Annotated in this window: 28 protein-coding genes; 17 read left to right on the top strand and 11 right to left on the bottom strand. The window is 73.9% G+C overall.

Translation table 11 applies throughout. The features are described 5' to 3' along the window. Nucleotides 1–35: 35 nt before the first annotated feature. Genes AB0H71_RS07535 through AB0H71_RS07525 form a run of 3 tightly spaced genes read left to right on the top strand, consistent with a single transcriptional unit; the run spans nt 36 to nt 2,553 of the window. Nucleotides 36–953, top strand: a complete 918-nt coding sequence (locus tag AB0H71_RS07535) for a metal ABC transporter substrate-binding protein (protein ID WP_357016038.1) — start codon at nt 36–38, stop codon at nt 951–953. Beyond that, entirely contained in the window at nt 950–1,687 is a 738-nt protein-coding gene (locus tag AB0H71_RS07530) for a metal ABC transporter ATP-binding protein (protein ID WP_357016035.1), read from the top strand. The genes AB0H71_RS07535 and AB0H71_RS07530 overlap by 4 nt, the downstream gene beginning before the upstream one ends. A gap of 35 nt (nt 1,688–1,722) precedes the next feature. After that, the gene (locus tag AB0H71_RS07525; RefSeq protein WP_357016232.1) at nt 1,723–2,553 is read left to right on the top strand and encodes a metal ABC transporter permease; all 831 of its coding nucleotides are present in this window, start codon (nt 1,723–1,725) and stop codon (nt 2,551–2,553) included. 1 nt (nt 2,554) lies between these two features. Here the strand turns inward: AB0H71_RS07525 and AB0H71_RS07520 are convergent, their stop codons facing one another. Beyond that, complete coding sequence (locus tag AB0H71_RS07520) at nt 2,555–3,409, bottom strand: oxygenase MpaB family protein (protein WP_357016033.1); 855 nt, start codon at nt 3,407–3,409, stop codon at nt 2,555–2,557. Nucleotides 3,410–3,638: 229 nt separating this feature from the next. On the opposite strand from AB0H71_RS07520, the gene AB0H71_RS07515 reads away from it, so the two are divergent. Both AB0H71_RS07515 and AB0H71_RS07510 read left to right on the top strand, forming a co-directional pair. Then, nucleotides 3,639–5,213 (top strand): AMP-binding protein, encoded by a 1,575-nt coding sequence (locus AB0H71_RS07515; protein WP_357016229.1) that lies wholly within the window; start codon nt 3,639–3,641, stop codon nt 5,211–5,213. After that, nucleotides 5,210–5,434 carry a hypothetical protein gene (locus tag AB0H71_RS07510; RefSeq protein ID WP_357016030.1) on the top strand — a complete coding sequence of 75 codons (225 nt, stop codon included), beginning with the start codon at nt 5,210–5,212 and terminating at the stop codon, nt 5,432–5,434. The genes AB0H71_RS07515 and AB0H71_RS07510 overlap by 4 nt, the downstream gene beginning before the upstream one ends. A gap of 3 nt (nt 5,435–5,437) precedes the next feature. Here AB0H71_RS07510 and AB0H71_RS07505 read toward each other — a convergent pair whose 3' ends face one another. The 3 genes from AB0H71_RS07505 to AB0H71_RS07495 form a co-directional block, all read right to left on the bottom strand. Next, a complete protein-coding gene (locus AB0H71_RS07505; protein WP_357016027.1) occupies nt 5,438–6,199 on the bottom strand; it encodes an alpha/beta hydrolase in 762 nt (253 codons plus the stop codon). Between the two features lie 10 nt (nt 6,200–6,209). After that, the gene (locus tag AB0H71_RS07500) at nt 6,210–7,805 is read right to left on the bottom strand and encodes an alkaline phosphatase D family protein (protein ID WP_357016024.1); all 1,596 of its coding nucleotides are present in this window, start codon (nt 7,803–7,805) and stop codon (nt 6,210–6,212) included. Between the two features lie 371 nt (nt 7,806–8,176). After that, nucleotides 8,177–8,968: a VOC family protein gene (locus AB0H71_RS07495; protein ID WP_357016020.1), complete on the bottom strand. Its 792-nt coding sequence runs from the start codon at nt 8,966–8,968 to the stop codon at nt 8,177–8,179. A gap of 145 nt (nt 8,969–9,113) precedes the next feature. Here AB0H71_RS07495 and AB0H71_RS07490 point away from each other — a divergent pair, with 145 nt between their 5' ends. Genes AB0H71_RS07490 through AB0H71_RS07475 form a run of 4 tightly spaced genes read left to right on the top strand, consistent with a single transcriptional unit; the run spans nt 9,114 to nt 12,007 of the window. Beyond that, on the top strand, nt 9,114–9,602 hold the full coding sequence (locus AB0H71_RS07490) for an FBP domain-containing protein (protein WP_357016017.1): 489 nt from the start codon (nt 9,114–9,116) through the stop codon (nt 9,600–9,602). 40 nt (nt 9,603–9,642) lie between these two features. After that, nucleotides 9,643–10,242, top strand: a complete 600-nt coding sequence (locus tag AB0H71_RS07485; RefSeq protein ID WP_357016014.1) for a sulfite oxidase-like oxidoreductase — start codon at nt 9,643–9,645, stop codon at nt 10,240–10,242. Beyond that, entirely contained in the window at nt 10,212–10,952 is a 741-nt protein-coding gene (locus tag AB0H71_RS07480) for a ferredoxin reductase (protein WP_357016011.1), read from the top strand. Before AB0H71_RS07485 ends, AB0H71_RS07480 begins: the two co-directional genes overlap by 31 nt. A gap of 44 nt (nt 10,953–10,996) precedes the next feature. Beyond that, the gene (locus tag AB0H71_RS07475) at nt 10,997–12,007 is read left to right on the top strand and encodes a TIGR03617 family F420-dependent LLM class oxidoreductase (RefSeq protein ID WP_357016009.1); all 1,011 of its coding nucleotides are present in this window, start codon (nt 10,997–10,999) and stop codon (nt 12,005–12,007) included. A gap of 2 nt (nt 12,008–12,009) precedes the next feature. On the opposite strand, the gene AB0H71_RS07470 is transcribed toward AB0H71_RS07475, so the two are convergent. Beyond that, nucleotides 12,010–13,236 (bottom strand): heavy-metal-associated domain-containing protein, encoded by a 1,227-nt coding sequence (locus AB0H71_RS07470; protein ID WP_357016006.1) that lies wholly within the window; start codon nt 13,234–13,236, stop codon nt 12,010–12,012. Nucleotides 13,237–13,405: 169 nt separating this feature from the next. Here AB0H71_RS07470 and AB0H71_RS07465 point away from each other — a divergent pair, with 169 nt between their 5' ends. Beyond that, complete coding sequence (locus AB0H71_RS07465) at nt 13,406–14,230, top strand: SMP-30/gluconolactonase/LRE family protein (RefSeq protein ID WP_357016003.1); 825 nt, start codon at nt 13,406–13,408, stop codon at nt 14,228–14,230. An 85-nt stretch (nt 14,231–14,315) separates the two neighbouring features. Next, nucleotides 14,316–15,128, top strand: a complete 813-nt coding sequence (locus AB0H71_RS07460; protein WP_357016001.1) for a DUF1206 domain-containing protein — start codon at nt 14,316–14,318, stop codon at nt 15,126–15,128. On the opposite strand, the gene AB0H71_RS07455 is transcribed toward AB0H71_RS07460, so the two are convergent. Next, complete coding sequence (locus AB0H71_RS07455; protein WP_357015999.1) at nt 15,094–15,792, bottom strand: alpha/beta hydrolase; 699 nt, start codon at nt 15,790–15,792, stop codon at nt 15,094–15,096. The genes AB0H71_RS07460 and AB0H71_RS07455 overlap by 35 nt on opposite strands. A 51-nt stretch (nt 15,793–15,843) precedes the next feature. On the opposite strand from AB0H71_RS07455, the gene AB0H71_RS07450 reads away from it, so the two are divergent. Next, nucleotides 15,844–16,176 carry an MmcQ/YjbR family DNA-binding protein gene (locus tag AB0H71_RS07450; protein ID WP_357015997.1) on the top strand — a complete coding sequence of 111 codons (333 nt, stop codon included), beginning with the start codon at nt 15,844–15,846 and terminating at the stop codon, nt 16,174–16,176. Between the two features lie 114 nt (nt 16,177–16,290). Beyond that, complete coding sequence (locus AB0H71_RS07445; RefSeq protein ID WP_357015995.1) at nt 16,291–17,226, top strand: alpha/beta fold hydrolase; 936 nt, start codon at nt 16,291–16,293, stop codon at nt 17,224–17,226. Nucleotides 17,227–17,289: 63 nt separating this feature from the next. Here AB0H71_RS07445 and AB0H71_RS07440 read toward each other — a convergent pair whose 3' ends face one another. Continuing rightward, nucleotides 17,290–17,739: an SRPBCC family protein gene (locus AB0H71_RS07440; RefSeq protein ID WP_357015992.1), complete on the bottom strand. Its 450-nt coding sequence runs from the start codon at nt 17,737–17,739 to the stop codon at nt 17,290–17,292. Between the two features lie 354 nt (nt 17,740–18,093). Between AB0H71_RS07440 and AB0H71_RS07435 the strand changes: the two genes are divergently transcribed. Beyond that, complete coding sequence (locus AB0H71_RS07435) at nt 18,094–19,104, top strand: ABC transporter ATP-binding protein (RefSeq protein ID WP_357015989.1); 1,011 nt, start codon at nt 18,094–18,096, stop codon at nt 19,102–19,104. A gap of 206 nt (nt 19,105–19,310) precedes the next feature. Next, on the top strand, nt 19,311–20,141 hold the full coding sequence (locus tag AB0H71_RS07430; RefSeq protein ID WP_357015986.1) for an alpha/beta hydrolase fold domain-containing protein: 831 nt from the start codon (nt 19,311–19,313) through the stop codon (nt 20,139–20,141). Nucleotides 20,142–20,191: 50 nt separating this feature from the next. Here AB0H71_RS07430 and AB0H71_RS07425 read toward each other — a convergent pair whose 3' ends face one another. From AB0H71_RS07425 to AB0H71_RS07415, 3 genes are all read right to left on the bottom strand, one after another. Further along, complete coding sequence (locus tag AB0H71_RS07425) at nt 20,192–22,306, bottom strand: catalase (protein ID WP_357015983.1); 2,115 nt, start codon at nt 22,304–22,306, stop codon at nt 20,192–20,194. A 79-nt stretch (nt 22,307–22,385) separates the two neighbouring features. After that, nucleotides 22,386–22,985, bottom strand: coding sequence for an antitermination regulator (locus tag AB0H71_RS07420; RefSeq protein WP_357015980.1), 600 nt, complete (start codon nt 22,983–22,985; stop codon nt 22,386–22,388). A gap of 65 nt (nt 22,986–23,050) precedes the next feature. Further along, nucleotides 23,051–23,515: a DUF6194 family protein gene (locus tag AB0H71_RS07415; RefSeq protein ID WP_357015978.1), complete on the bottom strand. Its 465-nt coding sequence runs from the start codon at nt 23,513–23,515 to the stop codon at nt 23,051–23,053. 51 nt (nt 23,516–23,566) lie between these two features. Here AB0H71_RS07415 and AB0H71_RS07410 point away from each other — a divergent pair, with 51 nt between their 5' ends. Together AB0H71_RS07410 and AB0H71_RS07405 are read left to right on the top strand one after the other, a co-directional pair. Next, a complete protein-coding gene (locus AB0H71_RS07410) occupies nt 23,567–24,274 on the top strand; it encodes a MerR family transcriptional regulator (protein ID WP_357015976.1) in 708 nt (235 codons plus the stop codon). Between the two features lie 75 nt (nt 24,275–24,349). Further along, complete coding sequence (locus AB0H71_RS07405; protein WP_357015973.1) at nt 24,350–24,946, top strand: hypothetical protein; 597 nt, start codon at nt 24,350–24,352, stop codon at nt 24,944–24,946. 16 nt (nt 24,947–24,962) lie between these two features. On the opposite strand, the gene AB0H71_RS07400 is transcribed toward AB0H71_RS07405, so the two are convergent. Next, the gene (locus AB0H71_RS07400) at nt 24,963–25,898 is read right to left on the bottom strand and encodes an aldose 1-epimerase family protein (protein WP_357015971.1); all 936 of its coding nucleotides are present in this window, start codon (nt 25,896–25,898) and stop codon (nt 24,963–24,965) included. Between the last annotated feature and the right edge of the window lie 37 nt (nt 25,899–25,935).

Below are 25,935 nucleotides of genomic sequence, written 5' to 3'. Positions count from 1 at the left end.
TTTCGAGTTCGGCTACCCGAACTTATGATGACCCCATGAAGTGGGATCGGATGGTGCTGCTCGTGGTGCTGGCGCTCGGGCTGGCCTCGGCCGGCTGCGACCGGGTCGGCGCGCGCGACGACGACGGCCGCCCGGTGGTGCTCACCACCTTCACCGTGCTCGCCGATATCGCCGCGAACGTCGCGGGCGACCGGCTCCGGGTGGAGTCGATCACCAAGGCGGGCGCGGAGATCCACGGCTACGAGCCGACCCCCGGCGATATCCGGCGGGCCGCGCAGGCCGACCTCGTGGTGGACAACGGGCTGAACCTGGAGGCCTGGTTCGCCAAGTTCGTCGCCGACCTCGACGTGCCGCACGTGGTCGCCTCGGAGGGGGTGCGGACCATCGACATCGCCGCCGACGCCTACGCCGGCAAGCCCAACCCGCACGCCTGGATGAGCCCGCTCAACGTCCAGCTCTACGCCGACAACCTGGCCCGCGCCTTCACCGAGCTGGACCCGGAGGGCGCGCCGCAGTACGCCGCCAACGCCGCCGCCTACAAGACCGAGCTGCAACGCGTGCAGGACGACCTGGTGACCCGGCTCGCCGCGCTGCCCGCGACCCAGCGCGCGCTGGTGACCTGCGAGGGCGCCTTCTCCTACCTGGCCCGCGACGCCGGGCTGACCGAGCGCTACATCTGGCCGGTGAACGCCGAGCAGCAGGCCACCCCGCAGCAGGTGACCGGGGTGATCGAGTTCGTCCGCGCGGCCGCGGTGCCCGCGGTGTTCTGCGAGTCCACCGTCTCCGACGCCCCCATGCGGCAGGTGGCCTCGGCCACCGGCGCCCGGCTCGGCGGGGTGCTCTACGTGGACTCGCTCTCCGAGCCGGACGGCCCGGTCCCCAGCTACCTCGAGCTGATCCGGCACGACGCCGACACCGTGGTGGCGGGGCTGACCGGGAGCGCCGCCCGATGACCGCCGCCATCGAGGTCGACGAGGTCACCGTGCACTACGGCGAGGTGCTCGCGCTGGAGCGCGCCGCGCTGACGCTGGACCGCGGCCGGGTCTGCGCGCTGATCGGGATGAACGGCTCCGGCAAGTCCACGCTCTTCAAGTCGATCATGGGCATGGTCACCCCGGACGCGGGCACCGTCCGGATCGCGGGCGGCACCCCCACCGCGGCCCGCAAGGCCGGGCTGGTCGGGTACGTGCCGCAGTCCGAGGAGATCGACTGGGCCTTCCCGATCACCGTGCGCGAGGTGGTCATGACCGGGCGCTACGGCCGGTTGGGGTTCACCCGAAGGCCGCGCGCGGCCGACCGGGCGGCGGTGGACGCGGCGCTGGAGCGGGTGGAGCTCACCGACCTGGCGCACCGGCAGATCGGGCAGCTCTCCGGCGGCCAGCGCAAGCGCGCCTTCGTCGCCCGCGGCATCGCGCAGGGCGCCTCGGTGCTGCTGCTGGACGAGCCCTTCGCCGGCGTCGACAAGCGCTCCGAGGCCACCATCACCGCGCTGCTGCGCGAGCTGGCCGCCGACGGCGCCGCCGTGCTGGTCTCCACGCACGACCTGCACGCCCTGCCCACCCTGGCCGACGAGGCGGTGCTGCTCATGCGGAAGGTGCTCGCGCACGGCGATCTCGACGAGGTGATCCGGCCGGAGAACCTGGTCCGCGCCTTCGGGCTGGACCCGATGGCGGGCGGCGCCCGGTGATCGACCTGCTGCTCGACCCGTTCGCCTACGACTTCATGGTGCGCGCGCTGGCGGCCACCGTGATCTCCTCGGTGGTCTGCGCCATCCTCTCCTGCTGGCTGGTGCTGATCGGCTGGTCGCTCATGGGCGACGCGGTCTCGCACGCGGTGCTGCCCGGGGTGGTGCTCGCCTACATCGTCGGCGCGCCGTTCGCGCTCGGCGCGATCGTCTTCGGCTTCCTCGCGGTGGCGCTGATCGGGGTGGTGCGCGACACCAGCCGGGTCAAGGAGGACGCCACCATCGGCATCGTCTTCACCACGCTGTTCTCGCTGGGCTTGGTGCTCATCTCGGTGACGCCGAGCCAGACCGACCTGAACCACATCATCTTCGGCAACCTGCTCGGCGTCGCCCCCGAGGACCTGTGGCAGATCGCGGCGCTCGGCGCGGTGGTCTTCGTGGTGGCGCTGGCCAAGCGCCGCGACCTCACGCTCTACGCCTTCGACCCGACGCACGCGCACGCCATCGGGCTGAACCCGCGGCTGCTCGGCGCGCTGCTGCTCGGGCTGCTCGCGCTCACCGCGGTGACCGCGCTGCAGGTGGTCGGGGTGGTGCTGGTGGTGGCCATGCTGATCATCCCCGGCGCCACCGCCTACCTGCTCACCGACCGGTTCGGCCGGATGCTGCTGATCGCGCCCGCGCTCGCCGCGGCCGCGGCGGTGACCGGGCTGTACCTGGCCTACTACGGCGACACCTCGGCCGGCGGCATGGTGGTGCTGGCGCAGGGCGTGCTCTTCGCCGCGGTCTACCTGTTCGGGCCGCGGCACGGGCTGATCGCCACCCGCTGGTCGGCGGCGCGCAGGCGCAGGCGGGCCGTGCGCGCCGGCTGACTCACACCAGCGGCTTGCCCGCCCGCATCCGGCGCCGCATATCGGCCAGGTGCCGGTCCAGGGGGTACTGCTGCCACGGCTCCGGCAGCCGCCGGATCAGGGTGCCGAGCCCGCGCATGATCAGCTCGAAGGCGCGCTGCCTGCGCGGCCCCCAGTCCAGCCCGAGCTCGTCGCGGAAGTGCTGCGGCAGGTAACCGGTGGTGAAGAAGCGGTTCACGTGCTTGCCGAGCAGCTGCTGCACCCGGCTGTACGGGCCCAGGTCGACCACCTGGTCCAGCAGGTAGCGGCGCACCTCCTCGTCGATGGAGAGCTGCGGGAGCATGGACTCCCAGTACGCGGTGAAGGCCGCGCGGTCGGCGGGCCACAGCTCGGCCGGCATCTGCAGCGTGGTGCCGAACCGCGCCGACGCCCGGTACAGCGCGTCCTGGAACTCCTCGGTCTGCTCGCCGTAGAGCAGCCGGAAGGAGTCGGCGGTGCCGAGGTAGATGCAGCCCGCCACCCAGAGCTGCAGCTTGGGGTCGAAGGCGTTGTAGCGGACCTCGGCGCCGGGCTGCGAGCGCACCTGCCGGTGCGAGGTATTGGTGGCGGTGCGGTAGGCGATCCGCTCCTCCTCGGTGCCGAGCATGGCGACCGCGAGGTAGGTGAGCGTGGTGCGGCCGCGCTTCTGCGGCCGCAGGTCGAAGCGGCCGCTGGCCACCGTGCTCTCCACCACGCCGCGGCCCACCGGCGCCAGGCTGAGCTGCATGATCACATTCGCCGGGCCGCCGAGCAGCGCGCCCGGCCCCGCGATGAAGCGGCGGCGGTGCATCGGATGGTCGCCGGCCGGGATCGGCGTCGGCTGGATCGCGCGGGTCATCTTCGACCTTCCGAGTTGATGAAACAAGTGGGTTCCAAGTCTCTCATGTAATCAACGGTTCAACAACGATCGCGCGTCCGATGACGCCGGATGTCGAAATAAGTGAATGCGAATTCTGGTGCTGCGCTACGCTCTGCGCACCATTCGTCGTCGCCGAGGGAGAACCGCCGTGGGGCTGCAGGAGCTGACCGATACGCTGGCCGCGGCGCGCGTGCTGATCCGGCGCGGCATGCTGGATCCGCTGCGCCCCGACCACAATCTGCGCACCGTGCGGGACGCGAACCACTACGGTCCCTTCACCACGGTGCTGCGCGCGGCGGCGCGCCGCTGGCCGGCCCGGACCGCGGTGATCGACGACCGTGGCGGGCTCACCTTCGCCGAGCTGGATTCGCGCTCGGATTCGCTGGCCCGCGGCCTCGCCGCGCGCGGCCACGGCGCCGGGACCGTGCTCGGGGTGCTCTGCCGCGACCACCGCGGCATGCTGCTCGCCATGGCCGCGGCCGGGAAGCTCGGGGCCAGGGTGGTGCTGCTGAACACCGGGTTCGGCGGCCGCCAGCTGGCCGAGGTCGCGGTGCGCGAGCGGATCGCGGCGCTGCTGCTCGACGCCGAGTTCCTGCCGCTGCTCGCCGAGGCGCCCGCGGAGATCGCCCGCGTCCTCACCCGGGTGGACGAGGCGGCGCCGGCCGACCCGGAGCTGCTCACGGTGGACGGGCTGGTCGCCACGCACGCGCCGGAGCCGCTGCCCGCCCCGGCCGCGGCGGGCGGGCTGGTCATCCTGACCAGCGGCACCACCGGGACGCCGAAGGGCGCGCCGCGGGAGAAGGTCTCGCCGCTGCAATCGGCGCAGTTCCTCGACCGCATTCCGCTCCCGAGGGACAGCACCATGGTGATGGCGGCGCCGCTGTTCCACGGCACCGGCCTCTCCCAGCTGGGGCTCGGCTGGGCGCTCGGCAATACCGTGGTGCTGCGGCCCGGCCGCTTCGACCCGCGCTGGACGGTGGCGGCGGTGGCCGAGCACCGGGCCGGGAGCCTGGTGGTGGTGCCGACCATGCTGCAGCGCATCGTGGATCTGCCCGCCGCCGAGCTGGCCGCGCACGACACCTCCGCGCTGCGGGTGATCTTCGCGGCCGGGTCGTCGGTCTCGCCGGATCTGAGCAGGCGGACCGCCGAGCTCTTCGGCGAGGTGCTGTACAACCTGTACGCCTCCACCGAGGTGGCGGTGGCGGCGGTGGCGACGCCGGAGGACATGCGGCTGGCGCCGGGCACCGTCGGGCGGCCGCCGGTGGGGTGCCGGGTGGCGCTCTACGACGAGCGGCGGGCGCGGATCACCGAGCCGGGGGTGGTCGGGACGATCTTCGTCTCCAGCGGGCTGAGCTTCGCCGGGTACACCGACGGCCGCACCAAGGAGACCGTGGACGGGCTGCTCTCCAGCGGGGACGTCGGGCACTTCGACGCCGAGGGGCGGCTCTTCGTCGACGGCAGGGACGACGACATGATCATCTCGGGCGGCGAGAACGTCTTTCCACTCGAGGTGGAGAACCTGCTGGTCGAGCGGGGTGATATCGCCGAGGCGGCGGTGGTCGGGGTGCCGGACGCCGACTTCGGGCAGCGGTTGCGCGCCTTCGTGGTCCCGGTCGAGGGCGCCGCGGTGGACGCGCAGGAGATCAAGGACTACGTCAAGGCGGATCTGGCGCGGCACAAGGTGCCGCGGGAGGTGATCGTCCTGGACGAGCTACCGCGCAACGCGACCGGGAAGTTGCTGCGCCGGGCGCTGCTCGAGTACGACCCGGACGCGGCCGGGTGAGCGCGCCGGCCGGGCGGCGCGCGAACCGGACCGCCACCGAGATCCTCGACTACTTCGGGAAGTGCCCGCGCTGCGGGTATCCCGCCACCGCCTGGCTGCACACCGTCGTCGCCGACGGCCGCACCAGGCGCGAGGTGGTCGGGGTCTGTGATTCGCCGTGCGGGTGGACCGGGCCGGTCCGGGTGACCAGCATGACCGGGCAGGGCCGGGCGCGGTCGTAGCCGTCAGGCGAGCGCGGCACGTAGAGCTTCGGCCACGCCGCGCGGGCGCAGCGTCGGGGCGGTGTGGCCGCCCGGGAACACCGCCACCGGCACCCCGAGCAGCGCGCCGAGCGCGTGCGCGCACTCGGCGGGCGGACCATCGGTCGAGCGCCCGACCGCGGGCACGACGAGCTCGGCCCGGAGCGCGGACACCTCCGGCCGGTACTTCCGCACGGCGGGCGCGTCGTATCGGAGGAAGACCTCGAGGTTGGGCCGCTCGAAGTCCGGCCGCCCGATCTCGACCTCCGGCTCCCGATCGGCCGGGTTCACCGCGATGAGCTGGGCGAACGCCACCATGGCGGCCGCCACCCCCGCCTCCGCGTAGGCATCCTCCAGGCGCTTCTGCGCGGCGAAGAGCGCCATCCCCTCCGCGTCAGGGAGCAGCGCGGAGATCGGCGGCTCGTGCGCCACCACCCGGGAGACCGAACCCGGGTGCCGGATCGAGAGTTCCAGCGCGATGGCCGCGCCGATACTGCTCCCGAACACCGCCGCGGGCCCGTCGGCGACCGTCGCCAGCACGGCGGCCGCGTCGTCGGCGTGGTCGGCGAGCGACCCGGCGGGCGGCAGCACGGTCCGGGCCTGGCCGCGCCGGTCGTGGGTCACCACGGTGAAGTCCGCGGCGAGGTCGTCGCCGAGCGGGCCGTACGCGTCGGCGTCCCCGTCCCCGCCGGCCAGCAACAGCAGCACCGGCCCCGAACCCCGGACGCGGTAGTGGATCCCGGTCATGGCGGCGAGGCTACCGCCGCAGGTCGAGATCGGCGACCCGCACCAACCCCTGCTCCGCGCTGGCGGTTTCGAGCACGAAGCGCCCCTGCCGCCCGTCCAGGTGCAGCGCGGCGAGCGAGTTGCCGAAGTGCGGCCCGCTGATCTTCTCCCAGCGCACCGGGTCGGGGGAGATCCCGCGCCGGTCGGCCAGGCGGCGCAGCGCCCGGGCCAGCCGGCGTCCCCACGCCGCGGCGAAGACGGCATGGAAGATCTTCGGCGGGTCGTTGTGCACCGGCGAGCAGACCAGTTGCAGCACCGTGGATTTCGTCGGCTCCGGGTAGTCGGCGCGGGCGGCGTAGCTGTGGTGCACGTCCCCGGAGAGCACCGAGATGGTGGCGGGCGCGTCCGCGGCGCTGCCGATCCGCCGGATGAGCGCGGCCAGCCGCTCGAAGGACTCCCGGAAGGCCGGCCAGTGCTCCAGATCCGCCACCTGCCGCACCTGCTCGCCCAGCTTGCCGCGCCACCCCGGCAGCCCGGCGGCGCGCTCGTTCAGTGACTGGAAATGGCTGAGCGCGGGCGGCATGAGCCACGGCAGCGACGACCCGATGAGCAGGTGGTCGATATCGCCCGCGGCGTTCTGCTCCAGCCAGTCGAACTCGGCAGCGCCGACCATGAGCCGGTCACCGTCCAGGATGCGCCCGCTGCGGGTGTCGATGACCAGCAGCCGGATCCGGCCGAAGTCGCGGCGGTAACTCCAGCGCACCGGCTTGCGCCCGTCTACCTCCCGGTCCGCCTCGGCGCCGAACTCCTCCAGCATCGGCCGCACGTCGCCGCCGTGCGCGACGACCTTCTGATACAGGTCGTTCGCGGCGAGGTCGTCCGGCGCGAGGTTGCCGAGGTGCTGGTAGACCCAGTAGGAGGCGAGCCCCGAGCGGATGCGCTCCGGCCACCAGGGCAGCGCCGCCATCTGGTCGCGCCAGGTACGCGAGGTGTTCCAGTCGTCGCGGATGTCGTGATCGTCGAAGACCATCGAGGTGGGGACGGTGGACATGAGCCAGCGGATCTCCGGGTCGGCCCACGACTCGTGGTACAGCTCGGCGTACTCCCGGAACGAGACCACCTCGCCCTTCGGCTCGTCGCCGTTCCGCCGCTCCGCCAGCCACTCCTTGATGCGCGGCGTCGGCTCGTCGGCGTACACCTGGTCACCGAGCAGGATGAGCGCGTCCGGCCACTCCGGCTCGGGCAGCTCCTTCATGCGCAGCGCGTAGGTGTCGAGCGCGTCCACCCCGATCTTGTCCGCGGTGAGCGCGCCCGGCTCCGCCTTCGCCGCCCGGCAGGAGCCGAAGATCAGCGTGCGCACCTGATGCGTGCGGATCCGGCTCGGCGGGAACTCCGACTCCGGCTCCGGCCACACCGGCGCGCCGTCCAGCGCGACCTCGTACGGCACCGAGCTCTCCGGCTCCAGCCCCGTCACCACGACCAGGGCGAAGTGCAGCTCGCCGACCTGGAAGGTGCGGGCGCGCGCGCCGAGCACGGTGACCTCGCAGGGCGCGTCGGTCTCCACCCACACCGTCGCCGAGGTGGTGTCGACGTGCCGCAGCACCGGACCGAGAACCAGTTCCGCCATGATCTCGACGGTACGTCGCCCGCGCCGCGGCGGCGCGCGGAATCGGCCCGCGAACTCCGGTCAGGCCGGGCTGAACACGTCGAACACCGCCTCGGCGCGGTCCCGCTCGCGGGTCATCCGGTACCGGCCTCGGCCAGCTCGTCGGGGTCGAGGGTGTGCCCGGGGACGAGGCCGGGCAGCGCTGTCTCGCGCTCGCGCTGGATGGGCTGCGCGGCTGACTCCGGCGGGCCGGCCGAGCAGGCCGCGGACCCCGCCGCCGGGATCGGGCGCGGCTTTCCGATCGCGGCGCCCTGCCCCGGTGCTCCGGCCCCGGGGCAGGGCGTGACCCCTGCGCTCGGAGCGCCGGGTGTTCCGCGGGATCGCCCCGGTGCTCAGGTGCCGGGCGGGGTGCCCGCCGTGCGGTTCGGGTCGATCACGGCGAAGACCTCGTCCTGCGGGCCGCGCAGCACGCCCATGCGGCCGAACGGGCTGTCGTCGGGGCCGCTCAGCACCGTGGCGCCGAGGTCGGCGGCGTGCCGGAGCGTGGCGTCGGTGTCGTCCACCTGGAACCAGGTCAGCCAGTAGGACGGCTGGGCGGTCACCTCGTTGACGCCGCCGAGCGGCGGGCCGTCTGGGGTGTGCGAGAAGGTCGAGTAGACGAAGTTCTCGCCGTCGCCGATCTCGGCGTAGGCCCAGCCGAAGACGCCGGTGTAGAACTCCTGCGCGCGCCGGTACCCGTCGGTGTGCAGCTCGTTCCAGCAGTAGGCGCCGTGCTCGTTGTAGATCCCGGCGCCGTGGTGGGCGCGCGCCTCCCAGACGCCGAAGGCGGCGCCGGTGGGGTCGGCCGCGACCAGCATGCGCCCGACGTCCATGACGTCGAAGGGCGGGACCAGGACACCGCCGCCGCTCTCCGTCACCGCGGCGGCGGTGCGGTCGGCGCTGTCGGTGGCGATGTAGGTGGTCCACACCGAGGGCATGGCCATCTCGGGCGGTTTGGGGCCGATCCCGGCGGCGGCGCGGTCGTTGCGCCGCGCCATCAGGTAGCCGCCGGATTCGGCGCCGCCGTCCTCGATCTCCCAGCCGAAGAGCGCGCCGTAGAACGCGGCGGCCTGCTGCGTGTCGTCGACCTGGCAATCGACCCAGCACGGGGTGCCGGGCGGCCAGGGGGTATCGCGATCGGGCATGTCGACCTCCTCTTTCGGTAGTCGTTCGGGTTCATCCTGCGCGCATCGGCGGTGCCGCGCTGCCGTTCCGGCAACAGTTCGGCGAATAGGGGGTTCGGCGATAATTGCGTTGTCCCACCGGCGCGGAATTCGTACCGTCGGACGCATGGATCCGATTACCGAGGGCGAGATCCGCTCGTCGTTCGTCAACTGTTCCAAGGGCGAGGCCAAGCGGCTGCCGGTCCCGCGCGACCTGGCCGAGCGGCCCTGGGACGACCTGGACTTCCTCGGCTGGAGCGACCGCTCGCTGCCGGGCCGGTGCTACCTGGTCGCCCCCGGCGCCGACGGCCCGGTGGGGATCGCGCTGCGCTACGAGACCGGCGGCTCCGGGCGGGCCCAGATGTGCACCATCTGCCTCACCACGCACACCGGCGGCGGGGTCTCGCTGCTCACCGCGCACAAGGCGGGCGAGTCCGGGCGGCGCGGCAACTCGGTCGGCACGTACATGTGCACCGACCTCGCCTGCTCGCTCTATGCCCGCGGCCGCAAACGCCCCGCGCTCGGCAACCGCTACCGCGAGGATCTGAGCACCGAGGAGAAGGTCGAGCGGGTGCGGCAGAACCTCCGCGCCTTCCTGGACCGGCTGCGCGGCTGAGCGCTGCACCGCGGCAACCATGGGGTTACGATCCCCGGTCATGGCCATCTTCTCGCCCGGGTTCCGGGGCAGGGCCCGCGGCGCGGACGACCGGCTGCCGCCGGGGCAGTACCTGACCGAGGACTTCCCGGTGCTCGCCGCGGGCCCGACCCCGCGGATCGACCCGGAGCGCTGGACCTTCACCGTCACCGACGAGACCGGCGCCGAGACCAGCTGGAGCCGCGCGGAGTTCCTCGCGCTGCCGCAGGAGCGGCCGCACGTCGACATCCACTGCGTGACCCGCTGGAGCAAGCTGGACACCGACTGGACCGGGGTCTCGCTGGACACCCTGCTCGGCGCGGTGGAAACCCAGGCCGAGTACGCGCTGGTGTACAGCTACGGCGGCTACACCACCAACCTCCCGCTGGACGACCTGCTGGACGGGCAGGCCTGGGTGGTGCACCGCTACGACGGCGCCGAGCTCGATCCGGAGCACGGCGGCCCGGCCCGGCTGCTGGTGCCGCACCTCTACTTCTGGAAATCGGCCAAGTGGGTGCGCGGCATCCGGCTGCTGGACCGGGACGAACAGGGCTTCTGGGAGGCCGCCGGCTACCACGACTACGGAGATCCATGGCGCGAGCAGCGGTACCGGGACGACTGACCGCGGCCCGCGGCTGGCGCCCCGCCGAACTGGCGGGCGAACGATTCGAGACCCCCGCCGCCCGCACCCTGCTGCTGCGGGTGGCGGACTGGCCGGGGCACCTGCCCGGGCAGCACGTCGACATCCGGCTCACCGCCGCCGACGGCTACCGGGCGGTGCGCAGCTACTCGATCGCCGCGCCCGCCGACGGCGACATCGTCGAGGTCACCGTGCAGCGGGTGCCGGACGGCGAGGTCTCCGGCTACCTGGTGGACGAGCTGCCGCTGGGCGCCAGCGTCGAGCTGCGCGGGCCGGTGGGCGGGTGGTTCGTCTGGGATCCGGCCGCCGGCGGCCCCGCCGTACTGGTCGCGGGCGGCTCCGGGGTGGTGCCGATCATGGCCATGCTGCGGGCGCGGCGCGCGGCGAACCCGGCGGTGCCGATGCGCGTGCTGTACTCGCTGCGCACCCCCGCGCAGCGCTACTACGGCGCGGAGCTGGACGGTGACGAGGTCTTCCTCGCCTACACCCGGCGGGTGCCCGCCGGCTTCCCCCGCGACCCCGGCCGCCTCACCGCCGCCGAGCTCGGCGAGCACGGGCTGCCACCGTCATCCGATGTCACCTGCTACGTCTGCGGCCCCAACGGCTTCGTCGAGGCCGCGGCGGCGCTGCTCGTCGAGCTCGGGCACGACCCGGCCCGGATCCGCACCGAACGCTTCGGCCCGTCGCGCTGACCGAACTGGACACCTGAACGAATCCCTGTCCATAGGATGGCCGGGTGAAAGTACACCTGCAGGTCGACGGCGCACCCGGCCGGGCCGCCGAGCACGCCCGGGAACTGGCCGCGACCGGAGCCGACGGGCTGTTCACCTTCGAGGGTCCGCACGACGTCTTCTTCCCGCTGGTGGTCGCCGCCGGGGCGGTGCCGCTCGAGCTCATGACCAATGTCGCCATCGCCGGGCCGCGCAGCCCGCTGCACCTGGCGCACGCCGCGCACGACCTGCAGAGCTACAGCGGGGGGCGGTTCCGGCTCGGGCTCGGCTCGCAGATCCGGGTGCACATCGAGAAGCGGTACGGCAGCACCTGGGGCAACCCCGCCGCGCGCACCGCCGAGACGGTGGCCGCCGTGAAGGCGATCCTGGACGCCTGGGAGGGGAACGCGCCGCTGAACTTCCGCGGCGAGTTCAGCACGCACACCCTCATGCCGCCGAACTTCAACCCGGGCCCGAACCCGTTCGGCCCGCCGCCGGTGCTCATGGGCGCGCTCGGCCCGGTCATGACCCGCAAGGCCGCCGAGGTGGCGGACGGGCTGCTGGTCATGCCGTTCAACACCGACCGGCACCTGGCCGAGCGCACCGCCCCCGCCCTCGCGGAGGGGCTGCGCCGCTCGGGCCGCACAGCGGCGGAATTCCCGGTGATCGGGCAGGTCATGGTTGCGGTGGGGCGCACCGAGGCCGAGCTGGAGGCCGCGATCGCCGGGGTCGGCATGCTCATCGCCTTCTACGGCTCCACCCCCGCCTACCGCCCGGTCCTGGAGGCGGAGGGCTGGGGCGAGCTGCAGCCGCGGCTCAACCAGCTCTCCAAGACCGGCGGCTACGCGGAGATGCGCGCCCTGGTCACCGCGGAGATGGTGCGGCGCATCGGCATCGTCGGCACCCCCGCCGAGTGCGCCGCCCGCATCCGGGCCCGCTTCGGCCCCGATGTCGCCGAGGTCTGCTGCTACTTCCCCGGCTACACCCCGGACCCCGGCGCCGTCGCCGACCTGGTCACCGCGGTGCACGCGGCCTGAGTTCAGGCCAGCGGCGCGCGGTCCGGGGTGAGCGGGGCCGGGTTGTAGCCGCTGTCGCGCAGCGCCTCGAAGGCGCGCTCCCGGTTGCGCGGGCTGCGGAACTCCGCGTGCACCGTCTTGCGCTCCAGGTCGATGTCGTGGACGGCGATGTCCATGGACGTCAGCACGGCGGTGATGGTGCGGACGCAGTGCTTGCAGTTCATGTCCGGCACCGTCACCAGCCCGTCGGCCGCCGCGTCGGCGGCGGGGGCCGGGGGAGCGGGCACCGGGTCGATGCGGGCCACCGCCGCCGCGAACGCCTCGACGAGGCGGTCCGCGACGAGCGCGTGCAGCTGGAGCGGCACGCCGTCCACCCGCTGCCAGCCCGCGGCCGGGCAGACCGGGCGCTCGGCGGGGCCGAGCAGCGCGTACTGCCGGGAGATGAGGTCCAGCTCGTCGTGGTAGCGGGCAATGGCCTGCTCGATGCCGAGCCCCTCCTCGGTGCGGGCCCGGTGCATGACCGCGCGGGCCTCGGCGAGCGTGGCGTCCTTCATGGCGTGCAGGGCCGCCACCGACTCCGGGGTGTAGCGCAGCCGCTCGCCGGTCTCGGCGAAGGCCACCGGGATCATGCCGCGCCGGTGCGTGGAGGCCTGGAGCTCCCAGAACCAGCGCGTCGCCACCGCGCCGAAGATCCCCGAATCCCGCAGCGCGCGGGCGAAATCGACCGGATCGCGGTGCCGGGTGCGGTGTGCGAGCAGCGCGTGCTGGGTGAGCGCCCGCGCCGCCGCCTCCACCCCGACCCGGACGATCTCCAGCGGCTCCTGGTCGGTGGTCGTCCCGGCCAGCACCGCGCGGGCGGGCGCGTCCAGCGCGCGCACCCGGCCGAGGAAGGTCTCGTCGGTGCGCAGCGCCCGCCAGAGCTCGAGGAAGGCCGAGCGGGCGGCGATCGGCACGATCGGGCCGGGGCCGCCGGCGTGGAAGTGGCCGGTGTTGGTGATGCCCTCCTCGTCCACCCAGGTGAGCCGGTGGGTCGCCGAGGTCACCAGCTCCGCCGGGCACGGCCGCATGAAACGCTCCAGGTAGAGCCGCTGCGAGAGCGTCAGGTGACGTCCGGGCTCTGGCAACAGCGGCACCGCCCGGTAGTGCGCGGTGAACGGCTCGCGATCGGGCGCGGCCGCGGCGAGCAGCCCGGGATGGGCGAGCGAGCCGAGGATCCGGGCGAGGGCGGCACGGTCGTAACGCGGTTCCACGGGACCTCCCGACTGCGTGGCGGCACGACGACACGACGTCGTGCCCGCACGCGATGTGCTGGCGCGGCGTCCGGCCCCCGTCCAGAATAGCGACGCCCGCCGTGCGGACCGACGAGTTCCCGCGACCCGGCCCGTCGGTACCGGTGACGTCGACGTGAGGAGTCAACCCGTGCGAATCGTGCGCGAGGGGATCGGATTCGGGGAATCGCTGCGCTGGCACGGCGGCCGCCCCTGGGTGGCCGACTGGGCCGCCGGGCAGGTGCTCGCGCTGGACGGCGCCGGCGGCGCCGAGGTGATCGCCGAGGTCCCCTCCTTCCCGCTCTGCTTCGACTTCCTGCCGGACGGCAGGCTGCTGCTGCTCGACTCGGCCGGGCGCCGGGTGCTGCGCCGCGAACCCGACGGCGCCCTGCACCCGCACGCCGACCTGGCCGAGTTCGGCGCCACCCCGTGGAACGAGATCGCGGTGGACGCGGCGGGCCGCGCCTACCTGAACAACATCGGATTCGACTTCCCCGGCGGCGAGTTCGCCCCCGGCTTCCTGGTCCTGGTCGAGACCGACGGCACCGCCCGCCGGGTGGCGGGCGACGTCGCCTTCCCGAACGGCATGGCGCTCCTGCCCGGCGGCGCGACGCTGATCCTGGCCGAGTCCTACGCCGAGCGGCTGACCGCGTTCGCCGTGCGCCCCGACGGCACGCTCGGCCCGGCGACCGAGTGGGCGGCCACCCCCGGCGACCACCCGGACGGCATCTGCGCCGACGCCGACGGGGCGATCTGGTACGCCGATGTCGGCACCGCGCGCTGCGTCCGGGTGCGCGCGGGCGGGGAGCGCTGCGGCACCGTGGAATTCGACCGCGGCGCCTTCTCCTGCACCCTGAGCCGGGGCCCGGATCCACAGCTCTACCTGGTCGGACAGGAGTGGGGCGGGGAATCGGAGGTGCCATCGGGGGTAGTGGCCGCGGTACCGGCCCCCGCGCCGGGCGCCGGGCGGCCGTAACCCGTTCGCGGGCAGCGGCGCCCGTTTCGGCGCCGCGCGGCCGGGTAACTGCCGAACGACCGCACCGCACGGATGAGAAGGCACCATGGCTATCAGCAATACCTCGACGGGGTCCGCGAGCCGGATCGCCCAGAACAGCACATTCGAGCACTTCGCCCGCGCCGGGTACGTGATGAGCGGGATCGTCCACCTGCTCGTCGGCTACATCGCGCTGCGCGTGGCCTTCGGCAGCGGCGGCACCGCCGACCAGTCCGGCGCGATGGCCCAGATCGCCGCCGCGCCCGGCGGCAAGTTCGTGCTCTGGTTCGCCGTGGTCGCCTTCGTGCTGATGGCGCTGTGGCGGCTGGCCGAGGCGGCCTTCGGCAGCGCCAACAAGCCGGACAAGAACAGCAAGGAGGGCGAGGCGTTCCGCCGGGTCAAGGCGCTCGCCACCGCCATCGTCTACGCCGGGCTCGCGCTGACCGCCTTCTCCTTCGCCAAGGGCGGCGGCAAGTCGAGCAGCGGCCAGAGCAAGGGCACCACGGCGAAGCTGATGGAGAGCACCGGCGGCAAGGCCCTGCTGATCATCGCGGCGCTGGTCGTGCTCGGCGTCGGCGCCTACTACGTGTACAAGGGCGTCACCAAGAAGTTCCTGGAGGACCTGGACACCAGCAGCCAGCTGGCCAAGCGCCTCGGCACCACCGGCTACATCGCCAAGGGTGTCGCCATCGCCGTCATCGGCGCGCTGATCGCCTGGGCCGTCTTCGACCACGACCCGAGCAAGGCGGCCGGCCTGGACGGCGCCTTCAAGACGCTCGGCGCCCAGCCCTTCGGCCAGGTGCTGCTGGTGCTCGCCGCGCTCGGCATCGCCGCCTACGGCCTGTTCAACTTCTTCCAGGCACGGCACGCGAAGATGTGACATACCGGTCCAGCCGGTCGGCCAGCTCGCGCGGACGGCTCAGCATCACCCCGTGACTTCCGTCGATTTCATCGGGGTCGATGCCGAGCCGTTCGCGCACGACCGTGCGCACGAACTCCGCCGGGAAGAAGCGGTCGTCCCGGCACAGCAGGAACCGGGTGGGCACATCGGGCCACGCCTCGAGCGGCACCGGGACGTCGCCGTCCTCCACCTGATCCCGCCCGCGCGCCAGCTCCTCGCTCGCCAGCTCGGCTGGCACGTCGTGCAGGAACGCGGCGACGACCTGCTCCTCGGTCTCCATCGGCAGCTCCGGGCCGAGCGCGTCGTACCCGGTCGCCGCCCACCACTCGTTCGGCGCCTCGCCCGGCGCCGGGATCATCGCGCTCACCAGGATCAACTGCTCCACCGGGCGCCGCGCCGCCAGCACCGGCGCCACCAGCCCGCCGTACGAGTGCGCCACCACGACCACCCGCTCCGCGTCGCCGAGCTCGGCGGCCAGGAAATCCGCGTACTCCGCGATCCCGCTCTGCGGATCCTCGATCGGCAGGTCCGGCGCGAGCACCTCGTACCCGCGCTCCGCCAGCAGCGGCGCGACCAGGTGCCAGTCCCAGCCGCTGGCTCCGCCGCCGTGGATCAGCAGGACGGTGATGGGGGAGTCGGTCATGCCGGGAAGCTTAGGCGCCCGCTGTCGGACCGCGATGGCAGGATTCCCGCCATGACCGCCTCGGGGGACGATGTCCGCGCCTACGCCCTTTCCCTGCCGGAGACCGCCGAGGACTTCCAGTGGCAGATGCCGATCTTCCGGGTCGGGCGCTCGCTCTTCCTGACGCTGCCCGACGACGAGACCTCAATGGCGGTGCGCTGCCCGATCATCGACCGGGACGAGCTGGTGGCGGCGGAGCCGGAGAAGTTCTGGATCGCCCCGCACGAGGCCGGGAACCCCTGGGTCCGGGTGCGGCTGGCGGCGCTGGACGACCGCGCGGAGCTGCGCGCCATCGTGCTCGACTCCTGGCGGCTGGCCGCGCCGAAGCGGTTGCTCGACACCTGAGCGACCGACCGGATCGCTCCCGATACTGGCAGTTCGCGCCGGGTTTGCTCGCCGGAAGCCACTCTGCCGGGGAGCGAGTTGTCCCGAGGACGTGGGGCGAGAATCGTCGGAGGCATGCAATTCGATGACTACGCCCAATTCCTGCCACCGGAGTACCGGGAGCGGGCCCGCGTCGCCCCGGCGTCGACGTGGTGGCAGTGGCGCGGGCGTCGGGTGCACATCGCGCGCGCGGAGTTACCGGAGGCGCGGCTGCGGGTGCTGGTACTGCACGGCGGCGGCGGGCACAGCGGCGCGCTCTGGCCGCTGGCCGCCGCGGTCGCGCCGGACGGCGTCGAGCTGCTCGCGGTGGATCTGCCGCTCTACGGCGCCACCGTCGAGCCGAATCCGCGCGCGGTGCGGTACGGCGACTGGATCGAGCTCGTCTGCGATCTGGTGCGCGCCGAGACCGCGCGCGACCCGCGGCCGCTGGTGCTCTTCGGGGCCAGCATGGGCGGGATGCTCGCCTACGAGGCGGCGACCCGCACCGGCGCGGCGGCGCACGTGCTCGCCACCTGCCTGCTCGACCCCGCCGACCCGGCCGCCCGGCGCGCGGCCGCCCGCACCCCGGCGGCGGCGCGGCTGGCGCCGGGGCTGGCCGCGCTGGAGCCGGTGCTCGGCGGGGTCATGGTGCCGATCCGGCTGCTCGGCGATCTCCGCGCCATGAGCGCGAACGCCGAGCTCACCCGGTTCTGCGCCCGCGACCCGCGCGGCGGTGGCGCCCGGGTGCCGCTCGGCTTCATGGCCAGCTTCCTGCGCTTCGAGCACACCGCCCCGGCCGGGTACACCGGCCCGCCGGTGACGCTCGTGCACCCCGCCGACGACGCCTGGACCCCGCCCGCGCTGAGCCTGCGGGTGCTGGAGCGGATCGCGGCGCCCACCGAGGCGATCATGCTCGAGGGGTGCGGGCACTTCCCGGTGGAGCGGCCGGGGCTCGACCGGCTCGCGGACGTCATGCTGCGGCTGCGCGACACCGTTCCGGTGGTGAGCCGCAGCACCAGCGAGACCAGCTGATCGGGCTGCGCGTCCACCGGCACGGCGCCGCCCGCTCGACCTGCCGATGCGCTCGGCCGCGGGCTAGCGTTCCAGCGTGCGCTCGGCGGTGCGCAGCACCAGCTCGAAACCGCTCCGCACGATCGGCGTCCAGACCCGGGTGAGCACCCCGGCCGCGATCGGCGTCGCCACCGCGAACTCCGAGCGCCAGCGCACCCGGGTGCCCTCCGGCACCTCCGCGCAGGTGATGCTCCCGGCCTCGTGCCGCAGCGGCGGCACCGCGCGGACGATCCGGTACTCCATGCGATACGGCGGCTCGTACCCGGTGACCAGCTCGGTGAGCGCCAGCGCCGCCGTCACCACCTGCCGCACCGCGCCGACGCCCTGCGGCACCGGTGTGCCGGGGGTGACCAGCCGGGCGCGCAGCACGCCGGGCACCGACCGGTAGTTCGCCGAGTCGGTGAGGAAGGCGAAGACCTCCGCGATCGGGGCCGCGATCACCCGCTCCACCTCGACCGTGCGCGCGGCGGTCATCGCGTGCCGATTCGGCGGGTGAGCGCGGTGTCCGGCGCAGGTGTCTCGGACACCGTGTGTATCGCACGCGACGCAGGCGCCCCGCCGTGCGCCGCGACCGGCGCGGACGCCGTCGGGATGCGGCCCGGATTCAGCAGAACAGCGACCTGCACCGCGGTGCTCCCTCCACTCGGAATGCGCTCGCAAGAATGCGAACCTCAGCTAACTTAGCCGCTTCCGCGCACCGGTGGGGGCGAAACTCGCGGCCCTGTTTCTCACCGATATGGACCACGGGGTCTTGGAATCAGCGGTAACATCGCCGACTGAATCGTGTGGTGTGCCCTGATCCGGGCCACCGGGAGCAGGGAGGTTCTCGTGGGCGTCGAGGTCAGGACCGAAGGGGTCACCAAATCGTTCGGCTCGCAGCGGATCTGGCAGGACGTCTCGCTGACGCTGCCGTCCGGCGAGGTCAGCGCGCTGCTCGGGCCGTCCGGGACGGGCAAGTCGGTGTTCCTCAAATCGCTGATCGGGCTGCTGCGCCCGGAGCGCGGCGCCATCTACATCGACGGCGTCGACATCACGACGTGCTCCAACAAGCAGCTCTACGACATTCGCAAGCTCTTCGGCGTGCTCTTCCAGGACGGCGCGCTCTTCGGCTCCATGACGCTCTTCGACAACGTGGCCTTCCCGCTGCGCGAGCACACCAAGAAGTCCGAGACCGAGATCAAACAGATCGTCATGGAGAAGCTGGAGCTGACCGGTCTGGTCGGGGCCGAGGGCAAGCTGCCCGGTGAGATCTCCGGCGGCATGCGCAAGCGCGCCGGGCTGGCTCGGGCGCTGGTGCTCGACCCGCAGATCATCCTGGTCGACGAGCCGGACTCCGGCCTGGACCCGGTGCGTACGTCGTACCTGTCGCAGCTGCTGATCGACATCAACGCCCAGATCGACGCGACGATTCTGATCGTCACGCACAACATCAACCTGGCGCGGACGGTTCCGGACAATATCGGCATGCTGTTCCGGCGGCAGCTGGTGATGTTCGGCCCGCGCGAGGTGCTGCTCACCTCCGACGAGCCGGTGGTCAAGCAGTTCCTCAACGGCCGGATCATCGGCCCGATCGGCATGTCCGAGGAGAAGGACGAGACCCAGATGGCCCGCGAGCAGGCCATGGTCGACGCCGGGCACCACCACGGTGGCGCCGAGGAGGTCGAGGGCATCGCCCCGCAGATGCGGGCCACCCCCGGCATGCCGGTGCGCCAGGGCATGCTGCGCCGCAGGCAGCGGGTTCAGGAGATCCTGCACACCCTGCCCCCGAACGCGCAGACCGCCATCCGCAACTCCTTCGAGGACGGCGAGCGCACCGAGGTCATCGAGCATTACGTGTAATTTTGGTCCGGCTCCGCCGGACGTGTTCGCGGCCCCGAGAAGTCTCGCCGCCGAGCGCTCGAGTCTCGCGGCTGCGCCGCCTGCGCTTTCGAGCACTCGGCGACGAGACGGGCCGCGAACCGGGCTCGTCGGGCTCGCCCGCTCGGGCGGCTTCAACGGGAAACGGGGTATGCCTGACGAGTAGGCCCCGCCGACAGGAGAAGACCATGAGCGCCGTGCGCACCGAGGACCGGACGATACCGGGGCGGCAGGGCGCGATACCGGTCCGCGACTACCTGCCCGCGGAGCCGCGCCCCGGTGCGGCGCCCCTGATCTGGCTGCACGGCGGCGGCTTCGTCACCGGCGACCTGGACACCCCCGAATCGCACCGGGTCGCGCTGCGGCTGGCCGCCGCGGGGCGGCTGGTGCGCGCCGTCGACTACCGGCTGGCGCCGCGGCCGTGGGGCAGGCGCTCCTCGAACACCCCGCCCGGGCACCACTACCCGGCCGGGCTGGACGACGTGCTCGACGCGAGCCGCGCGCTCGCCGCCGAGCACGGCCGCATCGTGCTCGGCGGCGCCAGCGCGGGCGCCTGCCTCGCGGTGACCGCGGCCCAGCGGCTACCGGGAACGGCGGGGCTGCTGCTCTGCTACGGCCTCTACCACGCCGAACTCCCCGCGCTGCCGGTCTCGGTGCGCAGGCGGACCCGGGGGCTGGCCGGGTACCGGCAGTTCACCCCGGCGGCGGTGTACAAGATGAACGTCAACTACGTGGGCCGCGAGGAGCTGCTCGCCGGCGGCGCCTTCCCCGGCGGCACCGACCTCACCGGGCTCCCGCCCACCCTCATGCTCGACGCCGACTTCGACACGCTGCGCGCCTCCGGCGAGACCTTCGCCGCGGAGCTCGACGCCGCCGGGGTCCCGGTGGCGCACGCCGTCGTCCCGCACTCCTGGCACGGCTACCTGAACCGGCACCGCCTCAATGCCTTCCGCTTCGCCCTCACCGCCATGAACGGCTGGCTCGGCAAGCGCGACGCCGCGATCGCCCGCACCCCCTGACCGGCCCGGCCCGCCCCGGACAGCCTCGGCTGCCCGGGGCGGAAGCCGGCTCAGCCCAGTTCCGCGGCCCGCGCCCAGACCCGGTGCTCGGGCAGCGCGGCGGCGAGCACCTCGAACCCGGCGGTGAGCCCGCCCGCCGCGTCGACACCGGCCGAACCGCTGTCGATCCCGGCGCGGGCGAGCGCCTCGGCACCGCGCTCGGTGTAGGCGATGCCCTTGAGGTGCCGGTGCGCCTCCTGCAGCAGCACCACGAGCTTGGGGTACGGGGGCGCCGCGGCGATCAGCAGGGCGTCGAACTCGACGGAGCGCGCGGTGTCCAGCGTGCGGGAGATCGGCACCGGGCCGAACTCGCCGCCGTGCGGGCCGATCACCAGCGGCGTCACCCCGGCCGCGAAGGCCGCCGCGACGGCGTCGGCCAGCTCGCCGGTGTCGGTGCCGTCGTCGGCGACGATCCCGACCAGCCGCCCGTCCACCGGCCACTCCGCGCCGAGCTGGGAGAGCGCGGGCGACGGCGTGACCTCGGCGAGCTCCGGCGCCGCGCCGTCCAGCGCGAGCCCGAGGTTGCCCGCGACGGTGCTCGCCAGCCCCTCGTCGATCTGCCGCAGCACCCCGAGCGTGCGCTGCTTGATCGCCTTCTCGTACACCTTGCCCAGCTCGAACGAGTACGCCTCGGCCACGTGCGCCTGCTCCACCGGGGTGAGGCTGGCGTAGAAGATCCGGGCTCCGCTGAAGTGGTCGTCGAAGCTCGCGGGCGACTCCCGCACCTTGGTCCCGGCCACCATCTCCGGGAACTCGATCAGCGTCTCGGCCGGGTTCGCGAGGAACGGGCAGCCGCCGTCCAGGCTGTTCGGCCGGTACGGCGCGACCCCGGTGTGCACGGCGGTCTGGTGCATGCCGTCGCGCAGCATGTCGTTGATCGGCGCGTGCGGCCGGTTGATCGGTAGCTGCGCGAAGTTCGGCCCGCCGAGCCGGGTGATCTGGGTGTCGATGTAGGAGAAGAGCCTGCCCTGCAGCAGCGGGTCGTTGGTGACGTCGATGCCGCGCACCAGGTGCCCGGGGTGGAAGGCCACCTGCTCGGTCTCGGCGAAGTAGTTGCGCGGGTTGGCGTTCAGCGTCATGGTGCCGACGATCCGCACCGGCGCCAGCTCCTCCGGCACGATCTTGGTGGGGTCGAGCAGGTCGAAGCCCTCGAAGGTCTGCTCCTCGGTGTCCGGGAAGACCTGCACCCCCAGATCCCACTCCGGGAAGGCGCCCGCCTCGATGGCGTCGCCCAGGTCGCGGCGGTGGAAGTCGGGGTCGACGCCGGCGGCGATCTGCGCCTCCTCCCAGAGCAGCGAGTGCACCCCGAGCCGCGGCTTCCAGTGGAACTTCACCAGCGCCGAGCGGCCGTCGGCGTCGATCAGCCGGAAGGTGTGCACGCCGAACCCCTCCATGGTCCGGTAGGAGCGCGGGATGCCGCGGTCGGACATGTTCCACAGGGTGTGCGCGGTGGCCTCGGTGTGCAGCGAGACGAAGTCCCAGAAGGTGTCGTGCGCGCTCTGCGCCTGCGGGATCTCCCGGTCCGGGTGCGGTTTGGCGGCGTGCACGATGTCCGGGAACTTGATCGCGTCCTGGATGAAGAAGACCGGGATATTGTTCCCGACCAGGTCCCACACGCCGTCGGCGGTGTAGAACTTGGTGGCGAAGCCGCGGGTGTCGCGCACCGTGTCGGCCGAGCCGCGCGAGCCGAGCACGGTGGAGAAGCGCACGAAGACCGGGGTCTCCTCGCCCTTCTCGAACAGTTTCGCGCAGGAGATCTCGGTGGCCGCGCCGTTGCCGACGAAGACGCCGTGCGCGGCGGCGCCGCGGGCGTGCACCGCCCGCTCCGGGATCCGCTCGTGGTCGAAGTGCGTGATCTTCTCGCGCAGGTGGTGGTCCTGCAGCAGCACCGGGCCGCGCGGTCCCGCCTTGAGCGAGTGGTCGGTGTCGCGCAGCCGGGCGCCCTGCGCGGTGGTGAGCGCGGCGCCCTGCTGGTTCCGCGTGCCCGGCTCGGCGCCGGTGGGGGAGACCGGGGCGGGGCCGCGCTGGTCGGCCTTGGGCGGCAGCGGCTCGCGCGGGGTGGTCGGCTCGTCGAGCGGGGCGGGTTCGGTGCCCGGTACACCGGGCGGCTGCGGGGTTTCCGGCATGGCGGAGGGACCTCCTCGATCGGGGCTGACGGGGCGAGGCCGTGCTACCCGGCGCCCCGGGCGCGAAACGCCGCCCCGGTCAGCCCCGCTGATGCACCGTCAGCAGCACGTGGTCGAAGACCGTGCGCAGCCGGGCAGGCACCTCGACGCCGTCGGCCACCGCCGCGCAGAGCTGTTCGGCGAAGCGGGAGAGCTCCAGGCCGCGCTCGGCGGCGCGGGCGCGCAGCAGCGCGTCCGCGCGCCGCGCCGGAATGCCGTAGACCACCATGAGCATCCCGGCGGCCCGCTCGATCGGGCCGCGCAGCCGGGCGTGATCCGGCAGCGCGTCGTCGATCAGCGCCCGGTGCTGGGCCGCCACCGGGCCGGTGAGGTCGACGTAGAAGCCGGTGAGCCCGGCCGGGCCCGGGTCGGCGACCACGATCACCACGCGGGCGTTGCCCCTGGCGTCGGTGAGCCGCTGCCGCAGGCAGAACCCCTCGCCGCTGCCGACGGCGGCGCGGAAGAGCGCGCGATCGTCCGGGTGCTGGTGCGCGGCGAGGAGTTCGGCGGTCGGCACCACCTCGCCGAGCTCGTAGCCGTGCATGGCCGCGGTCTCCGCGGACCAGTGCCAGCGGTGCTCGGCGGCCCGGTGGCCGAAGGTGCCGGTGCGCAGCGCGGCCGGGGATCGCCTGCTTCTCATGCGGCCGGATCGGCGGGGGAGTTGGTCATGGCCGTTTCAGTATCGTGCAGTTGCCGCGCCGCGCGCTATCCGGGGCGGCGCCGCCGCTGGTGTGCCGCCCGCGCCCCGGCGTGCGCGGTCCGGAGCAGCTCCGGCAGCGCGGGAGCGGTTCGCGCGCCGGGGTTCACCACCGCGAGCCAGCCCGCCCCGGCGTAGAGCGGGTGCGCGAAGAGGGTGTCGGTGGCGGCCGGGTCGGCGGCGGGCACCCCGGCGCGCGGCGGGTGCCCGGTATGCGCGGCGAACGCCGTGGCGCCCGCGGCGATATTGAGCCGGAAGCGGCTCGCGCCGAGCCGCGATCCGGCGTCGCCGGGGTAGTCCTTGGTCACGATGGTCGCGAAGGGCTGCGCGCGCGGCAGCACGCCGTCCGGGGCGTAGAAGAAGAAGGTGTCGCCCCAGGCGACCTCGGGCACGCCGGAGTCGCCCGGGCCGGGGCGCTGCGCGAGCACCCCGTCGAGGCCGGAGACAAGGCGGATGATCTCGTCGATGTCCACGCCTTCGAGCATTACATTCGAGTGCTTGTGGAGACTTCCGACCGCACGACCGTGGCATCGGCCCGCCCAGCCCTCCACTACGGCACCGCGCAGCTCGCCCGCCGCGCCGGGTGCTCGGTGCAGCACGTGCGCGACCTGGAGCGCGCCGGGGTGCTCCCGCCCGCCCGGCGCGCCGCCAACGGCTACCGCCGCTACGACGACCTCCACCTGCGGTGCCTCCTCGCCTACCGCGCGCTGGCCACCGCGCTCGGCCCGGTGCCGGCCAAGGAGCTGCTGCGCGCCCTGCACCGCGACCCCGCGGACGCCGTGCTCGCCCGCCTCGACGCCGCGCACGCCGGGCTGCACCGGGAACGCGCCGAGCTCGCCGCGGCGACCGCCGCGGCCGCCGCCGTCGCGGCCGAGCCGATCCCCGACCCGCGCCCGGCCGACGCCATGGGCATCGCCGAGCTCGCGGCGGCGCTCGGCATCCGGGCATCGGCGCTGCGGCACTGGGAGGCCGAGGGGCTCATCCGCCCCGGCCGGGGCCGCGGCGGCGCCCGCCGCTACACCCCGGCCCAGGTGCGCGATGCCAGGATCGTGCACCAGCTGCGCGCCGCCGGACACCGGATCGGCGCCGTGCGCGCGGTGCTGGGCGGGCTGCCGCGCGGCGACACCGCCGCCGTCGCCGCCGCGCTGACCGCCCGCGAGCAGGCCATCGCCGCCCGGTCGCGGGCGCTGCTGAGCGCGGCCGCCGCGCTCGCCCCGCTGTGCGGAGCATGACGGATCTCTCACCGCCGATCGGCGCCGGGCCAGGCATGCTCGATAGGGCGGCGATCGTCGAGTGAAGGGTGCTCCATGTCCGCGCTTTCCCACGGTGGGGGACGGCCCGTCCGGTTCGGGTGGATGCGGCCGTGGCATCCGAGCCCGCTGCTGCGCCCGCTGGACCGCGCCGAGGCGGTGCTCCGGCTGGTCGTGGTGGCCGCCGTGCTGCTCACCGTCCCGCTGGCCTGGAGCCTCGGCACCGAGGTGGCCGCCGCCGACGCGGCACGCATCCGGATCGAGCGGGAGACCAGGACCGCGGTGCAGGCCACCGTGGTGACCGAGCCCGCCGAGGTGGCGCCCTACACCGTCCGGGCCACCGTGCGCTGGGACGAGAGCGGCCGCTCCGGCACCGCCGAGGCCGCGGTGCCGCGGGCCGCGTCGGCGGGCGACCGGGTCACGCTCTGGCTCGACCCCGCGAACCGGCCGGTGCTCGCGCCGCGCAGCCCGGACGCCGCCCCGATCGGCGGGATCGGCACCGGCGTGCTGGTGCTCTCCGCCGCCGCCGGGCTCGGCTGGCTGCTGGTGCGGGCGGTCGCGCTGCTCCTCGACCGGCACCGCTACGCCGCCTGGGGCGCGGCCTGGGAGCGCAGCGCCCCGCGCCGCTACCGCGACCCGCCCGCCGCGGTGTAGCGCAGCGCTGCCTTCGCTACCGCGACCCGCTCGCCGGGGTGTAGCGCAGCCCCCAGCTGCGCTCGGCGCGCGCGCCCGGCGCCAGCCAGACCAGGCCGCGGCCGGAGTTCAGCGCGTCCGGCGGCGCGGTCATCGGCTCCACCGCCACCGCGAGCCCGCGCACCCCGTCGCGCGGGAAGATCCGCGGCGTGAAGACCTGCGCGTAGCCCCAGTCCGGGCCCTGCAGCAGCTCGACGGCGGCGCCGTCCGGCGCGGTCAGCCGGGCCGCGGCGCCGTCCACCGGCCGCACCGCGCCGAAGGCGGTGTCCAGGTCGAGCTCCCCGACCCGCACGCCGCCGCGCAGGTCGAACGGCGTGCCCGCCACCGGGTGCTCGGCCACCGGGTTCATCCGGTCGTCTGCCTCGAACCGGGTGCCCGCGTGCAGCGTGAGCGCCAGCTCCTCGATCGGGTGCGCGCCGACCCGCAGGTAGGGGTGCGCGCCGACCGCCCACGGGGCCGTGCGCTCGGAGCGGTTCAGCACGCCGTGCGTCACCGCGAGGCCGTCCGGGCGCAGCGCGTACCGCACCCGGGTGTCGAGCAGGAAGGGCCAGCCGTGCTGCGGCGGGATCAGCGCACCGAGCGTCACCGCGTCGGCGGTGCGCTCGAGCACGGTGTAGTCGGTATTGCGCAGCAGGCCGTGGATGGCATTGCCGCGGGCCGGTTCGGTGAGGTCGAGCTGCTGGACGGCGCCGTCCAGGGTCCAGCGGCCGTCGCGCACCCGGTTCGGCCACGGCACCAGCACCAGGCCGCAGCCCTGCGGCGGCGGCGCGGTGGCGGGCACCGGCTCGGTGACGGCGGTGCCGTCGACGGTCAGCGAGCGGAGGACCGCGGCCACGGTGCCGATCTCGGCGCGCACCCCGCCCGACTCCAGCGCGATCGCCACTCCGGTGGCGGTGATAGCGGATTCGAGCACGTCGTGAGCCTACGGGGAGAATCCCTGGCTATCGTGG

Source organism: Nocardia sp. NPDC050697 (genome assembly GCF_040654395.1).
In the GTDB taxonomy this organism is placed as follows: Bacteria; Actinomycetota; Actinomycetes; order Mycobacteriales; family Mycobacteriaceae; genus Nocardia.
This window is presented reverse-complemented; position numbering and strand designations above follow the sequence as displayed.